The 14758-nt window shown below is 68.2% G+C and carries 15 protein-coding genes; 5 read left to right on the plus strand and 10 right to left on the minus strand.

Annotated features, from left to right (window positions below; translation table 11 throughout):
- The first annotated feature begins 35 nt into the window (after window positions 1-35).
- The 3 genes from glpX to JDV09_RS15525 all read left to right on the plus strand — a co-directional run bounded on the left by glpX (window position 36) and on the right by JDV09_RS15525 (window position 2871).
- Complete coding sequence (glpX, locus tag JDV09_RS15515; RefSeq protein WP_221370026.1) at window positions 36-1064, plus strand: class II fructose-bisphosphatase; 1029 nt, start codon at window positions 36-38, stop codon at window positions 1062-1064.
- 22 nt (window positions 1065-1086) lie between these two features.
- Window positions 1087-2508 (plus strand): class II fumarate hydratase, encoded by a 1422-nt coding sequence (locus JDV09_RS15520; protein WP_221370027.1) that lies wholly within the window; start codon window positions 1087-1089, stop codon window positions 2506-2508.
- A gap of 147 nt (window positions 2509-2655) precedes the next feature.
- On the plus strand, window positions 2656-2871 hold the full coding sequence (locus tag JDV09_RS15525) for a hypothetical protein (RefSeq protein WP_221370028.1): 216 nt from the start codon (window positions 2656-2658) through the stop codon (window positions 2869-2871).
- Between the two features lie 30 nt (window positions 2872-2901).
- On the opposite strand, the gene JDV09_RS15530 is transcribed toward JDV09_RS15525, so the two are convergent.
- From JDV09_RS15530 to JDV09_RS15550, 5 genes are all read right to left on the minus strand, one after another.
- Window positions 2902-3624: a polysaccharide deacetylase family protein gene (locus tag JDV09_RS15530; protein WP_372452935.1), complete on the minus strand. Its 723-nt coding sequence runs from the start codon at window positions 3622-3624 to the stop codon at window positions 2902-2904.
- Window positions 3621-4961, minus strand: coding sequence for an RNA 5'-3' helicase PhoH2 (gene phoH2 / locus JDV09_RS15535; RefSeq protein WP_221370029.1), 1341 nt, complete (start codon window positions 4959-4961; stop codon window positions 3621-3623). The genes JDV09_RS15530 and phoH2 overlap by 4 nt, the downstream gene beginning before the upstream one ends.
- 212 nt (window positions 4962-5173) lie before the next feature.
- Window positions 5174-6001: an acyl-ACP desaturase gene (locus tag JDV09_RS15540; RefSeq protein WP_221370030.1), complete on the minus strand. Its 828-nt coding sequence runs from the start codon at window positions 5999-6001 to the stop codon at window positions 5174-5176.
- 138 nt (window positions 6002-6139) lie between these two features.
- On the minus strand, window positions 6140-7606 hold the full coding sequence (locus JDV09_RS15545) for a glycine hydroxymethyltransferase (RefSeq protein ID WP_221370031.1): 1467 nt from the start codon (window positions 7604-7606) through the stop codon (window positions 6140-6142).
- Window positions 7607-7826: 220 nt separating this feature from the next.
- The gene (locus JDV09_RS15550) at window positions 7827-9026 is read right to left on the minus strand and encodes a DUF885 domain-containing protein (protein ID WP_221370032.1); all 1200 of its coding nucleotides are present in this window, start codon (window positions 9024-9026) and stop codon (window positions 7827-7829) included.
- 31 nt (window positions 9027-9057) lie between these two features.
- Between JDV09_RS15550 and coaA the strand changes: the two genes are divergently transcribed.
- Complete coding sequence (coaA, locus tag JDV09_RS15555; RefSeq protein ID WP_221370033.1) at window positions 9058-9996, plus strand: type I pantothenate kinase; 939 nt, start codon at window positions 9058-9060, stop codon at window positions 9994-9996.
- Here coaA and JDV09_RS15560 read toward each other — a convergent pair.
- The gene (locus tag JDV09_RS15560; RefSeq protein ID WP_221370034.1) at window positions 9968-11425 is read right to left on the minus strand and encodes an FAD-dependent oxidoreductase; all 1458 of its coding nucleotides are present in this window, start codon (window positions 11423-11425) and stop codon (window positions 9968-9970) included. The genes coaA and JDV09_RS15560 overlap by 29 nt on opposite strands.
- A gap of 74 nt (window positions 11426-11499) precedes the next feature.
- On the minus strand, window positions 11500-12291 hold the full coding sequence (locus JDV09_RS15565) for a (2Z,6E)-farnesyl diphosphate synthase (RefSeq protein ID WP_221370035.1): 792 nt from the start codon (window positions 12289-12291) through the stop codon (window positions 11500-11502).
- A 55-nt stretch (window positions 12292-12346) separates the two neighbouring features.
- Here JDV09_RS15565 and trhA point away from each other — a divergent pair, with 55 nt between their 5' ends.
- The gene (trhA, locus tag JDV09_RS15570; RefSeq protein ID WP_221370036.1) at window positions 12347-13072 is read left to right on the plus strand and encodes a PAQR family membrane homeostasis protein TrhA; all 726 of its coding nucleotides are present in this window, start codon (window positions 12347-12349) and stop codon (window positions 13070-13072) included.
- Window positions 13073-13123: 51 nt separating this feature from the next.
- Here trhA and JDV09_RS15575 read toward each other — a convergent pair whose 3' ends face one another.
- From JDV09_RS15575 to mca, 3 genes are all read right to left on the minus strand, one after another.
- The gene (locus tag JDV09_RS15575; protein ID WP_221370037.1) at window positions 13124-13492 is read right to left on the minus strand and encodes a nuclear transport factor 2 family protein; all 369 of its coding nucleotides are present in this window, start codon (window positions 13490-13492) and stop codon (window positions 13124-13126) included.
- 63 nt (window positions 13493-13555) lie between these two features.
- A complete protein-coding gene (locus JDV09_RS15580) occupies window positions 13556-13828 on the minus strand; it encodes a hypothetical protein (RefSeq protein ID WP_221370038.1) in 273 nt (90 codons plus the stop codon).
- The gene (mca, locus tag JDV09_RS15585; RefSeq protein ID WP_221370039.1) at window positions 13825-14697 is read right to left on the minus strand and encodes a mycothiol conjugate amidase Mca; all 873 of its coding nucleotides are present in this window, start codon (window positions 14695-14697) and stop codon (window positions 13825-13827) included. The genes JDV09_RS15580 and mca overlap by 4 nt, the downstream gene beginning before the upstream one ends.
- Between the last annotated feature and the right edge of the window lie 61 nt (window positions 14698-14758).

Below are 14758 nucleotides of genomic sequence, written 5' to 3' on the forward strand. Positions count from 1 at the left end.
CCCGGACCGCGACCCGCCAATGGGACAATCTGCGCATGAGCCCCTCGCGTCGTGAAGCCCCGGACCGCAACCTCGCCCTCGAACTCGTGCGGGTGACCGAGGCGGGATCGATGGCCGCCGGCCGCTGGGTCGGCCGGGGCGACAAGGAGGGCGGCGACGGAGCCGCCGTCGACGCGATGCGCGAGCTGGTGAACTCGGTGTCGATGCGCGGGGTCGTCGTGATCGGCGAAGGCGAGAAGGACAACGCGCCGATGCTGTACAACGGCGAAGAGGTCGGCAACGGCGACGGGCCGGAATGCGACTTCGCCGTCGACCCGATCGACGGCACCACCCTGATGAGCAAGGGCATGCCCAACGCGATCTCGGTGCTCGCCGTCGCCGAACGCGGTGCGATGTTCGACCCGTCGGCGGTGTTCTACATGAACAAGATCGCCGGCGGACCCGACGTCGCCGACTTCATCGACATCACCTCGCCGATCGCCGCCAACATCCAGCGGATCGCCAAGGTGCGCAAGGCCTCGGTCTCCGACATCACCGTGTGCATCCTGGACCGTCCGCGCCACGCCCAGCTGATCGACGACGTGCGGGCCTCTGGCGCCCGCATCCGGCTGATCTCCGACGGCGATGTCGCCGGTGCGATCAGCGCCTGCCGGCCGGACTCGGGCACCGATCTGCTGGTCGGCATCGGCGGCACGCCGGAGGGCATCATCACCGCCGCGGCCATCCGCTGCATGGGCGGCGAGATCCAGGCCACCCTGGCCCCGACCGATGACGACGAACGGCAGCGCGCCATCGACCGCGGCCACGACCTGAGCCGGGTGCTGACCACCAAGGACCTGGTGTCCGGGGAGAACGTCTTCTTCTGCGCCACCGGTGTCACCGACGGTGATCTGCTCAAGGGTGTGCGTTTCTTCGGCGGCGGCTGCACCACCCATTCGATGGTGATGCGCTCCAAGTCCGGGACGGTCCGGATGATCGAGGCCTACCACCGGCTGTCCAAGCTCAACGAATACTCCGCGGTGGATTTCACCGGCGACATGACCGCGGCCTACCCACTTCCGTAACACCGAGACGCAAAGGGAACAGATGACCGACAGTGTTGTCGACGGCGAATTCCGTATCGAGCACGACACCATGGGCGAAGTCCGGGTGCCGGCGAAGGCTCTCTGGCGCGCACAGACCCAGCGTGCGGTGGAGAACTTCCCGATCTCGGGTCGCGGCCTCGAACGCACCCAGATCCGCGCGCTGGGCCTGCTCAAGGGCGCCTGTGCACAGGTCAACAAGGATCTGGGGCTGTTGGCGCCGGAGAAGGCCGACGCGATCGTCGCGGCGGCCGGGGAGATCGCCGACGGACTGCACGACGACCAGTTCCCGATCGACGTGTTCCAGACCGGCTCGGGCACCAGCTCGAACATGAACACCAACGAGGTCATCGCCTCGATCTGCGCCTCAGCGACCCCGCCTGTCGTCGTACACCCCAACGACGACGTGAACATGTCGCAGAGCTCCAACGACACGTTCCCGACCGCCACGCACATCGCGGCCACCGAAGCCGCGGTGCGCCACCTCATCCCGGCGCTGGAAGTACTGCACGAGTCGCTCGAGACCAAGGCGCGGCAGTGGCGCACGACGGTCAAGTCGGGGCGCACGCACCTGATGGACGCCGTCCCGGTCACGCTGGGCCAGGAGTTCGGCGGGTACGCCCGTCAGGTCCAGGCCGGCATCGAGCGGGTCAAGGCAACGCTTCCCCGCCTCGGTGAGCTCGCCATCGGCGGCACCGCCGTCGGCACCGGCCTCAACGCGCCCGACGGTTTCGGCGCCAAGGTCGTCGAGGTGCTCGTCGACCAGACCGGCATCGCCGAACTGCGCACCGCGGTCGATTCCTTCGAAGCCCAGGCGGCCCGCGACGGCCTGGTCGAGGCCTCGGGCGCGCTGAAGACCATCGCCGCCTCGCTGACGAAGATCGCCAACGACATCCGCTGGATGGGGTCGGGCCCGCTGACCGGCCTGGGCGAGTTGCAGCTGCCCGACCTGCAGCCGGGCAGCTCGATCATGCCCGGCAAGGTCAACCCGGTCATCCCGGAGGCGGTCACCCAGGTGGCCGCGCAGGTCATCGGCAACGACGCCGCCGTCACGGTCGGCGGCCTGTCGGGCGCCTTTGAGCTCAACGTCTACATCCCGATGATGGCCCGCAATGTGCTGGAGTCGTTCACGCTGCTGTCCAACGTGTCGAAGCTGTTCGCCACCAAGTGCATCGACGGCCTGGTCGCCAACGATGCGCACCTGCGCGAGCTCGCGGAGTCCTCGCCGTCGATCGTCACGCCGCTGAACTCGGCGATCGGCTACGAAGAGGCCGCCAAGGTCGCCAAGGAGGCCCTCAAGGAGCGCAAGACGATCCGGCAGACGGTCGTCGACCGCGGCCTGATCGGTGACAAGCTCTCCGAGGAGGAGCTGGACAAGCGGCTCGACGTGCTGGCCATGGCGAAGGTGAAGGACGCGCGAAGCTGAGCCGTCCGGCCCGGAAAGTTCTGCGAAACGCCTGACGAATCGCTGAGACCGCAACACAATTGGGGAATCACCCCGATTCGTCTGCGGGCTGAGCGCGGCCTGCTGTCGAGTCGATGGCCCGACTCGAGATCAGGAGGCCCGGCGCTCGTGTACCAGGATCTTGCCCCGACGGCCGTCCCTGCTGCGCTGGTCACCACGGGGACCAGTCAACCCGCCCTTCGGACCGGTTTCGTCATGCTCGGGCTGGCGGCTCTGCTCGACCTGTCGACGGGCCGGCGTGGTGGGGGCGCCGACCGCGTCCTGAGCATGTCGGGCGCCGCGATGGCGGGGTGGTACCTGGTGGAGACACACCGCCGCCATTGAGCGATTTCGGCGTGAATATCGCCGAATTCGCTAGCCGGGCGGATTCGGTCTCAACATCTCGCTGACGGTCACCGGATGGTAGCCGTCGGCCTGCAGCACCGGCAGGACCTGCTCGACCACGTCGACCGTCGAGCCGAAGGTGTCGTGCAGCAGCACCACCGAGTTCGGCCTGATCTGCTCCATCAGCGCGGCCCGGGTCGCGGCGATGTCGGCGCCGTTGAGCCAGTCGAACGGCACCACGTCCCAGTCGATTCCGGCCAGGCCCTGCCGGGCGGCCTCGGCGAGGACCGCGTCGTCGGCCTTCCCGAACGGCGCACGCATCAGCGTCGGCCGCCGGCCCGTCGCGGCCTCGATCGCATCTCCCGCCATGCTGAGCTGGGCCGCGATATCCCCCGCGGGGATCGCAGTCAGGTCCGGGTGGCTCCACGAGTGGTTGCCGATCTCCATGCCGGCGCCGCTGATCCGCGCAGCGGCGGCGGGGTCGCCCGCCACCTTGTCACCGATGAGGAAGAACGTCGCGCGGGCGCCGTGGGCGCTCAGGATCCGCAGCAGTCGGTCGGTGTGTGGACCCGGACCGTCGTCGAACGTCAACGCCACGCACTTGACCCGCATGCAGTCCACGGTGTCGGCACCGGCGGCGGGCGCACCAGGCAGTGTCACGGCGAGCGCCGACACAACGGCCGCCGCCCAGTGATTTCGGCGTGAATATCGCCGCCCGTCACCGGCGATATTCACGCCGAAATCGCCACTCAGGGCAGGGCGCCGGGGCTGATCTCCTCGAGCATCTCGGTGACCAGCGCGGCAATCGGCGAGCGCTCGCTGCGCAGCAGCGTGATGTGCGCGAACAGCGGGTGCCCCTTCAGCTTCTCGATCACCGCCGCGACGCCGTCGTGCCGGCCGACGCGCAGGTTGTCGCGCTGGGCCACGTCATGGGTGAGCACCACCCGCGACCCGGCCCCCAGCCGGGACAACACGGTCAGCAGCACGTTGCGCTCCAGCGATTGCGCCTCATCGACGATCACGAACGAGTCGTGCAGCGACCGGCCGCGGATGTGCGTGAGCGGCAGCACCTCGAGCATGCCGCGGGACAGGACCTCCTCGAGCACCGCCGGGCTGGCCAACCCCTCGAGGGTGTCGAACACCGCCTGCGCCCAGGGGCCCATCTTGTCGCTCTCGCTGCCGGGCAGGTAGCCCAGGTCCTGCCCGCCGACCGCATACAGCGGGCGGAACACCACGACCTTGCGCTGCGTGCGCCGCTCCAGCACGGCCTCCAGGCCGGCGCACAGCGCGAGTGCCGACTTGCCGGTACCGGCCTTGCCGCCCAGCGACACGATGCCGACCGACTCGTCCAGCAGCAGGTCCAGCGCGACCCGCTGCTCGGCGGAGCGGCCACGCAGCCCGAACGCCTCGCGGTCACCGCGCACCAGCTGCACGCGCTTGTCGGCGTTGACCCGGCCCAGGGCGTGAGAACTGCTGCCGAGCAACCGGATTCCGGTGTGGCACGGCAGATCCCGAGCGGCTTCCAGGTCGATGTCGCCGTCGGCGAACATCGCGTCGATGTCCTCGCTGGGCACCTCGAGTTCGGCCATGCCGGTCCAGCCCGAGGTGACGACGTCCTGGGCGTGGTATTCGTCGGCGGCCAGGCCGACCGCGCCGGCCTTGACCCGAAGCGGAATGTCCTTGCTCACCAACGTGACTCGCTTGCCTTCGGCGGCGAGATTGGCCGCGCAGGTCAGAATGCGCGCATCGTTGGTGTCGGTCCGGAACCCGGCGGGCAACACCGCAGGATCGCTGTGGTTGAGCTCGACGTGCAGGGACCCGCCCTGCTCGCCGACCGGGATCGGTTGATCGAGCCGCCCGTGTTTGAGCCGCAGGTCGTCGAACAACCGCAGTGCCTGCCGAGCGAACCAGCCCAACTCGTGGTGGTGCCGCTTGGCTTCCAGCTCACTGATCACCACCAACGGGACCACGACGTCGTGTTCGGCGAACCTCATGATGGCCCACGGGTCGGACAACAACACTGAGGTGTCGAGCACGTAGGTCCGACACTCGTCCGATTGACGGCCCGGCCGATCCTGCGAATCAGTCACAGAGCGCTCCTCGAGGCGTTCACGTTCATGCGGCCCCACACGAATCGATCTCGGTGGACACACGGCGGCCTCAGGACCGGGGCCGGTCCCCTCCGATCGAATCGATCTGGACCGCCCGGACAGCAGAGCATGTCGCTAGCCATCGCAGCCGACGCTACTCCGGGTGCGACGTTTGCGCCTGACAGGCGCGCCGGGACTGGACGGCGCGCGGGTTACGAGCTCGTGAACTGCCGCAGCTGGGGCTCGTCGGAGAGCCCCCAGGCGGCGATGCGATCGGCGATCACCACGCGCAGCGCGTCCTCGTCGAAGATGCCCGCTTCGGCGACGGTGGCCAGCTTGTCGGCGTAGGCGTCGATGTCCCCGCCGACCACGTTGAGCTCGGCCGCACGGCGCGCGATCGCCTCGACGGTCTCGTCGCGGCTGTAGGTCAGGCAGTGCGAGATCAGGTTGGCGAAGAACTCCTCGTGGCGCTCCTCGTCCTTGGCGATCCGCCCCACCAGGGCCGCCAGCACCGGTTCGGTGATCTGGGCCGCCAGGTTGCGGCAGAACACCGCGTGCGCGCGCTCGTAGAACGCCATGAAGGCCAGCGTCTCGATCTGGCTGTACGAGTCGGCGCGATAGCCCTTCATCACGTGCTCGACGCGGACGTCCTCGTTGGCGGTCGGATCGACCTCACGGGTGACGACGAGGTAGTTGCGCACCGCGATGGCGTGCAGGTGCTCCTCGGCGGTCCAACGCCCGAGCCAGCGGCCCCACTTGTCCTCCAGGATGAAGTGCTCGACCAACTCGCGGTGGTAACCGGCCAGGTTGTCCTTGGTGATCAGCAGGATCTCCAGCGCGTCGGTGACGTGCTTGGGCAGCGTCACCAGGGTGGGATCCCAGTCCTGCCCGCCCAGGAACGCGAAGTTCTGCCCCTGGTCGAACGGCACGTAGTCGTGCGCGTACCAGATGTCCTCGGTGTCCAGGTGGCGCCGCAGTTCCTGCAGCACGACCGGCTCGAGCTCGAGTGTCAACGCATTAGCGACAGGTTTCTGTGCCATGCGGTTACAGTAACCCAATTCTGTGGAAATCGTAAAACCCCACGCCGTGTCCCGCCGAAACGGCAGTCGACCCGCCGAAATGGCATTCCGGCAGACAAATCACGAGAGCGGGCCTGCCGGAATGCCAGTTCGGCGGCTCTACAGCGTGAGGCCGGGATAGAGCGGGTTGGCCTCGAGCAGCTCGGCTGCGGCTGCACGGACCCGCTCGGCGGTGCCCTCGGCCAGCGAATACTTCGCCTTGGACGGCCCGCTGGGCCCCGCGGCGGGCGTGGTGTTGCCGAGCACCTCGACAACCAGCTCGGCCACCCGGTCGAACTCGTCGGCGCCGAATCCGCGGGTCGTCAACGCGGGCGATCCGAACCGGATGCCGCTGGTGTACCACGCACCGTTGGGGTCGGCCGGGATCGCGTTGCGGTTGGTAACGATGCCCGAGTCCAGCAGCGCCGACTCCGCCTGGCGGCCGGTCAGCCCGAACGACGTCACGTCGAGCAGCACCAGGTGGTTGTCGGTGCCGCCGGTGACCAGACCGGCATCCCGTTTGACGAACCCGTCCGCGAGCGCCTGGGCGTTGTCGGCGACGGCCTGGGCGTACTGCCGGAACGCCGGCTGCCGGGCCTCCGCCAGCGCGACGGCCTTGGCGGCCATCACGTGCGACAGCGGACCGCCCAGCACCATCGGGCAGCCCTTGTCGACGGCCGGCGCGTACTCCTCGGTGGCCAGCACCAGGCCCCCGCGCGGGCCACGCAGCGACTTGTGGGTGGTCGTGGTGGTGACGTGCGCATGCGGCACCGGGTCCTCGTCGCCGGTGAACACCTTCCCGGCGACCAGTCCGGCGAAGTGCGCCATGTCGACCATCAGCGTCGCGCCGACCTCGTCGGCGATCTCGCGCATCTTGGCGAAGTTGACCCGGCGCGGGTACGCCGAGTAGCCGGCCACCAGCACCAGCGGCTGGAACTCCCGCACCGCCGCGGCAACCGCGTCATAGTCGATGAATCCGGTGGTGGGGTCCGTGCCGTACTGGCGCTGGTGGAACATCTTGCCGGAGATGTTGGGCCGGAAGCCGTGCGTGAGGTGCCCGCCGGTGTCCAGCGACATACCCATCAGCCGCTGGTTGCCCAGCTTGTTGCGCAGCGTCTCCCAGTCCGCCTCGGACAGGTCGTTGACGTGCTTGGCGCCCAGCGCCGCCAGCCCGGGTGCCTCCACCCGGGTGGCCAGGATGGCCCAGTAGGCGACCAGGTTGGCGTCGATCCCCGAGTGCGGCTGGGCGTAGGCGTAGGGCGCCCCGAACAGCTCGCGAGCGTGTTCGGCGGCCAGCGCCTCGACGGTGTCGACGTTCTGGCATGCGGCGTAGAACCGGTGCCCGACCGTGCCCTCGGCGTACTTGTCGGAGAACCAGGTGCCCATGGTCAGCAACACCGCGGGCGACGCGTAGTTCTCGCTGGCGATCAACTTCAGCGAATCCCGTTGATCGGCAAGCTCTTTGCGGGTGGCTGCGGCGATGCGCGGCTCGACGGACTCGATCACCCGCAGTGCGGCCCGGTAGGCCTCGCTGGCGGTGTCGGCGTACTCGGCACCCTGACCGGCGGTGACGGACTCTGCAGTCATGGGTCGAGCCTAGTCGGACGACGATCAAGCGGTGACGGAGGAGCCGCGTTGAGGAGTCCGGCCACGAGCCTAGTCGGACGACGATCAAGCGGTGACGGAGGAGCCGCGTTGAGGAGTCCGGCCACGGGCGCAGTCCGCCAGGCCCGCCGAGATTGCACTGGTGGTTGCCGATCCGTGGGCGAACGACCCTGCACACAATCTCGGCGCTGGCGCCGCCGACCTAGGCCGCGCGCAACGACGACGGGATCAGCGGCTCGTCGAGCAGCCTGCCGAACCGCTCGGTCAGCGTGACCCCTGCCGGCCGGGCATCGAGCCACGCCCGCAACAGCCGGTAGCCCTCGACATAGGTGCTGGTGTAGGCGCGCCACAACGGCGAGGACAGGAACCGCAGCATCTGGCGGGCCCGTTCGTCGTTGACCAGCAGCCAGCGCCGCAGGAACGCCACGACGTCGTCGACGTCGCGGTGCTCGTCGTGCAACATCAGCGCCGCGTCCTGGCGCACCTCGGCCAGCGCGGCGGTGGCCTCCGACACCAGCTCGGCCCGCTCGCCGTCGAAGCGCAATCCCAGGTCGGCATAGATGTCGGCGGCCCACGGCCCCCACCCCGGTCCGACCGCCGCGTAGAGCGCCAGGTCGGCGAGCCCCTCGGCCATCAGGCACTGCGGCGTGTTGACCAGGAAGATCGTCTGCTCGGCCTGATTTCGCCCGGCCACGAGCCCAAACTCTTTGCGGCAGTGCTCGGTGTGGTGACCGGGGTAGGACTCGTGGGCCACCAGCCGCGGCAGGTTCGACATCTGTTGCTTGAGATCGGCGTTAACCGCCACGGTCGAGCGGTAGTCGCCGAGGTAGTAGTTGAACCCCGACCAGGGTTTGTCGGTGACCACCTCGTAGGTGATGGTCTCGCCGGCCGGCAGCGGGAACGTCGCGCGCACCCGGTCGCGCAGCGCGCTGGAGAACGCGTGGATGGCCTCTTCGAGCCGAGCCGGCGGGATCTCCTCCGACGCGCGGTAGGCCTGCACCCGTTCGTCGAGCGGCCCGGCGCCGCCGATCGCGTCGTCGAGCTTGGCGTGTGCCTCCCGGTAACGGTCCGGGTCGCCCTTGCCGATCTGGACGTCGAAGTAGTCCTGCACCTCGTCGACGAAACCGACCTGCTCACCGGCGAACTTGCGGCCGGCGCACTCCAGGGCCCGCAGATGGGCGCCGACGAAGGCCGCGCGGTCGTCGTCGAGCCGGGCCGGCAGCTCGGCGGCCAGGCGCCGCGCCTGCCGGGCGAGGTCCGCAGGCTCGGGCGGCGGTTCGGCGGCCACCGCGGCGCGCAGGGCGGGGTCGCCGGTGAACGCGTCGACGTAGCCCTCCTCGATTCTGTCGAATCGCAGACCGAGCTTGAGGTATTCGTCGACGAAATCGATACCGGGGTCCATGCCGCCCTACGCTAACTGCAAGACTGTGGCCATGGCGCGGCTGAGCGAACCCAGCCCTTACGTGGAGTTCGACCGGACTGAATGGCGCGCGCTGCGCATGTCGACGCCGCTCAAACTGACCGAGGACGAGCTGGTCCGGCTGCGCGGTCTGGGCGAGAAGATCGACCTGCTCGAGGTCCAGGAGGTCTATCTCCCGCTGGCCCGGTTGATCCACCTGCAGGTAGCTGCGCGCCAGGCGCTGTTCTCGGCCACCGCGGAGTTCCTCGGCGAGCCGCAGCAGAATCCGGATCGCCCGGTGCCGTTCGTGATCGGGGTGGCCGGCAGCGTCGCGGTCGGCAAGTCCACCACCGCGCGTGTGCTGCAGGCGCTGCTGGCCAGGTGGGAGCATCACCCCCGCGTCGACCTGGTCACCACCGACGGTTTCCTCTACCCCAACGCCGAGCTCGAACGACTGAACCTGATGCACCGCAAGGGTTTCCCGGAGAGCTACGACCGCAGGGCGCTGATGCGGTTCGTCACGGCGGTCAAGTCGGGCGCCGACGCGGTGTGCGCGCCGGTGTACTCGCACCTGCTCTACGACATCGTGCCCAACGAGAAGCAGATCATCGAGCATCCGGACATCCTGATCCTCGAGGGCCTCAACGTGCTGCAGACCGGGCCGGCTCTGATGGTCTCGGATCTGTTCGACTTCTCCGTCTACGTCGATGCGCGCATCGAGGACATCGAACAGTGGTACATCTCACGGTTCCTGTCGATGCGGGCCGGGGCATTCGCCAACCCCGCGTCACACTTCCACCACTACTCCACGCTGACCGACGATCAGGCGGTGTTCGCCGCACGCGACATCTGGCATTCGATCAACCGCCCCAACCTGATCGAGAACATCCTGCCGACCCGGCCACGTGCCACGCTGGTGCTGCGCAAGGACGCCGACCACTCGATCAACCGGCTACGCCTGCGCAAGCTGTGAGAGGGCCGCACCGCACCTCGAAACGGTCCCGGATGGTGTCCAGCGCCCTGCGCTGACGAGCCCGTTCGCGGCGGTGTGTCACCATGAACCGCGCGGTCCCGGCCATCCGGCGATGCCACGGATACCACCGGTCGAAGTCGAGGCCGCACTCCCCGAACACCCGGGCGGGCACCGCGTCGGCGATCAGGCCGAGGTTGTGCTGCGCCAGCATGAACATCGCATACGGCAGCACCGGCTTGGATTTGCTCCACAGGTCCTGCAGGTCGAGCGCGTACAGCGGGACGTCGCGCAGCCTGCCGAGAAACAGCAGATGGGTCAGGAAGTAGCCACCGTAGGACGAGAAGTGCAGAGTGGCCGAACGCAGGTTGATCGACACCGTGCTGCCCGAGGCCGACATGTAGGGCTCGTCGGGATGCTCGCCCTGCGTGATGTAGCCGGTGCAGTTGACGATCCAGCTACCCGGCTGGACCGATCTGGTGGCACCGCTGCGGAGCACGAGGTCGGTCGACCCGTTGCGGTCGACCGCGTCGACGACGTGGTCCATGATCACGTGGTTGAGACCGGCGGCGATGGTCCGCCGTTCGGACTCCGACAGGACACCGAGCAGGAAGTTCCGGCAGTCGGGAGTCAGCGATATCCCGTGGTTGACGCGGAACCAGGCGGCGACGTCGTCCTCGTTGGTCCCGTCGAACCGCTGACTGATCTCACGCGCGAGCCGACTCACCGTCGTGCCGCCCCACCAGCGATGTGCGCCATCGGGGAAGAAGTGCTCCCGGCTGGAAAACATGGTGCCGGACCCGGCCACCAGGTTCACTTCACGGCCCGGATACCGGGTGATGAGCGCGTGGGCGGTGTCCATCGCGGTCTTGCCGCCCCCGACCACCCACACCGGGGTGTCGCTGCGGCCGATCTCGCCACCGCGCACATCGCAGGAGTCGGGCGACACCGAATTCACCCGGGTGCTGGTGAGCGGCAGCGGATCGTTGGGTGTCACGCGGAAGCCGTAGGCCTTGATCAGCTTGGCCGCCTCGATGACGCGGACCTCGCCGGACGGGGTGCGGCACGTGATCCGCACCCCGTCGGTGGTTTCCTCGTCGGCTTCCAGGGTCCACCCGTACCGCTCGTCGACGCTGATCCGATTCCCGATCTCGTCGAGGCAGTGTGCGAAGTGGCCGAGCACCTCGTCCCTGGTGGCGAGATGGGACGGTTCCTTGTTCAGCGTCCACTCGATATCGCCCGCGGTGAACATCGGGTGGGGTTGGTGCAGTCGCACATACGGGTAGGTGTCGACCCACATGCCGCCGGGGGCCGGCCTGCGGTCGATCAGCACCACCTTCTGGTCGCGACCCAGGTACCTGCTCGCGACGAACAACGCGTTGAGGCCGGCCAGGCCGGCGCCCACGATGCAGACATCACACTTGTCATCCATCGCCTGAGCGTGGGCCCGGGCGGCTCCGGCGGCACCAGTAGTGGACTACCTAATTTCGCGCGAAGCCGGTGCGCTCAGAGCCCGTAGCGCCGGTGTCTGGCGCTGTAGTCGCGCAGCGCACGCAGGAAGTCGACCCGGCGGAACTCCGGCCAGTACGCCTCGGTGAACCACATCTCCGAGTAGGCGCTCTGCCACAGCAGGAATCCGGACAGTCGCTGCTCCCCAGAGGTACGGATCACCAGATCGGGATCGGGCTGACCCGAGGTGTAGAGGTTCTCCGAGATCGCGTCCGCCGTCACGGCCTCGATCAGCTGGTCCCCGGTGGCGCCGTTGGCCAGCTCCTTGCCCAGCAGGGCACGGACCGCGTCGACGATCTCCTGGCGGCCGCCGTAACCGACCGCGACGTTGACGTGGAAATCCCCGCCGTTGCCGTTGGTCGACGACACCGCGTCGCGCAACCTGCGGGCCGGCTCCTCGCCGATGAGCTCCAGATCGCCGACGGTGCGCACGCTCCAGTGGTTCTCGGGCGCACAGATCTCCTCGACCACGTCGGTGATGATCTCGATCAGCGACGACAGCTCCTCGGGGTCGCGCTGCAGGTTCTCGGTGGACAGCAGGTACACCGTGGCCATCTCGACACCGGCCTCGTGGCACCAGCGCAGCATCTCGGCGATCTTGCGGGCACCCATCCGGTACCCGTAGCTGACGTCGTTGTGCCCGAGTTCGCGGGCCCAGCGCCGGTTGCCGTCGCACAGCACGGCGATGTGGCGGGGCAGGTCCGATCGAGACGACGACAGACCCTGACGCAGGCGCATTTCGTAAAGCCGGTACACCGGCTCTTTGAGTCGCCGCGGTATGAGGTCCACGATGTTCCAGACTACTGTGGCGCGAGAGTGCTCCATGCCAGTCAGCGGAGGTGACGTGCCGACATCTGTCGATCCCCGGGATACCGCCGAAGTCGGGCCGGAAGATCTGCCCGAGGCGGTCGCCGAGGGAGTCGCCCAGTTTCTGGGCAAGCCGCGGTTGCGGGGCTGGATCCACGTGTACGCGGCGGTCATCGCCGTCATCTGCGGCGCCACGCTGGTCGCCGTGTCGTGGTCGGTCCAGTCCACCCGCGCCGGGATCGCCACGCTGATCTACACACTGACAATCGTGGCGATGTTCACCGTCAGCGGCACCTACCACCGGGTGGACTGGAAGTCCGCCACGGCGCGTAAGTGGATGAAGCGCGCCGACCACTCGATGATCTTCGTGTTCATCGCGGGCAGCTACACCCCGTTCGCCCTGCTGGCACTGCCCGAGCGCGACGGCATGGTGTTGTTCTGGATCGTCTGGGGCGGTGCGATGGCGGGCGTGGCGCTCAAGATGCTGTGGCCGTCGTCGCCGCGCTGGCTCGGGGTGCCGCTCTACATCCTGCTCGGCTGGGTGGCGGTGTGGTTCATCGGCCCGATCATGCACGGCGCCGGGGTGGCGGCCGTCGTGTTGCTGATCGTCGGCGGAGCGCTCTACAGCATCGGCGGCGTGCTCTATGCGCTGAAATGGCCGAATCCGTGGCCGAGCACGTTCGGCCACCATGAGTTCTTCCATGCGTGCACCGCGGTGGCGGCGATCTGCCACTACATCGCGATGTGGTTCGCCGTTTTCTAGCGAATCGGGTGTAGTTCGTCAGCGCAGGCGTGACGAACTACACCGAATCCGCTAGAGCTGGGTGATGTTCTGCGGGCCCCAGTAGGCCTTCATCGAGGCGATCTGCCCGTCACCGTTGAACGACATCACCTCGATGGGCTCGATGCGCATCGTGCCGCCGACGGTGATGGCGAACACGAAGGCCGCCTCATGACCACCCGCGCGGAACGTCAACAGCTCGGTCTTGATGTCGGCGCCGTCCGCCAACTTGTAGAAACCGGCGATGGCCTGTCGTCCGATGTGCACCTCGCCACCGCCGACCGGGTCCTCCAGCGTGGCGTCCTCGGCGTACAGCGCGGCGATGTCCTCAGCGGTGCCGTTGGCGACGGTATCGAGGTAGCGCTGGACGAAGCCTTGCATGACATCCGGCTCAAAGCTCATGTGCGGCACGCTACACGGGCGCCCGAGGCGGGGTGGCGAGATCATCGACCACCGCGACGGCGCTCAGCCTGACTCGCGCGGCGACTCGCTGTCCGGCTGCGCGTCGGTGCCCGAGGCGCCGCCGGACTGGTCGTCGTCCGCGTCGAACGACTTGGGCAGGCGCTTGAGGTGCCCGTTCATCGACCACACCAGCCCGAACACCGCGATCAGCAGCAGCACGACGATGATCAGCCCGAACGGGCTGGCCTTGCCGAAGTCCGGCCCCGTCTGCTGCGGGCCGTCCTGGGCCAGCACGGCGGTCGCCAGCTCGAGGCCCAGTGTCACCGCGTCACTCATCTGGCGTCCCCTATTCCCGTGAACAGATCCGTCTCGGGCAACTCCACCGGCACCCGGGACCGGGCCAGCTCGAACTCCTCGGTCGGCCACAGCCGATGTTGCCACTCGATGGGGGTGCTGAAGAAAAAGCTGTTCGGATCGATCTGGGTGGCGTGCGCGAGCAGCGCCTTGTCACGCCGGGAGAAGTAGTTCGCGCACTCGACCCTGGTCGTCACCCGTCGGGCCAGCAGATCCTCGTCGGGATCCCACTGCTCCAGCCACTTGGCGAACGGGCCCTCCTGACCGTGCTTGGCGAACTCGTCCTGCAACACCTGCATCCGCTGCCGCAGGAAGCCGTGGTTGTAGTAGAGCTTGGCTACGTCCCAGGGGTTGCCGGCATCCGGGTAGAGCCGGTGATCGGCGGCCGCCTCGTAGGCCGCGACGGACACCTGGTGGCACCGGATGTGGTCGGGATGGGGGTAGCCGCCGTTCTCGTCGTAGGTGGTCATCACGTGCGGCCTGAAGTCGCGCACCACGCGCACCAGGGCCTCGACGGGCTGCTCGAGTGGAACCACACCGAGGCAGCCGTCCGGCAGCGGCGGCAGCGGGTCGCCCTCCGGCAACCCCGAGTCGACGAACCCGAGCCAGTGATGCTCGACGCCGAGGATCTCCGCGGCCCTGGCCATCTCGTCCCGCCGGACCTCGGCCATCCGGCCGTGTACGTCGGGCAGGTCCATGGCCGGATTCAGGATGTCCCCGCGCTCGCCGCCGGTCAGCGTCACGACCAGCACACGCACACCCTGGTCGACGTAGCGCGCCATGGTGGCCGCGCCCTTGCTGGACTCGTCGTCCGGGTGCGCGTGCACTGCCATCAACCGCAGTTCGGTCAACGTGTTCCCTCTTCAGCTGATCACCTGCACGAACAGTCTCACCTGAGTTCAACCAGGGCGA

Origin of the sequence: Mycolicibacterium xanthum (assembly GCF_019710635.1) — a bacterium.
Classification (GTDB): Bacteria; Actinomycetota; Actinomycetes; order Mycobacteriales; family Mycobacteriaceae; genus Mycobacterium; species Mycobacterium xanthum.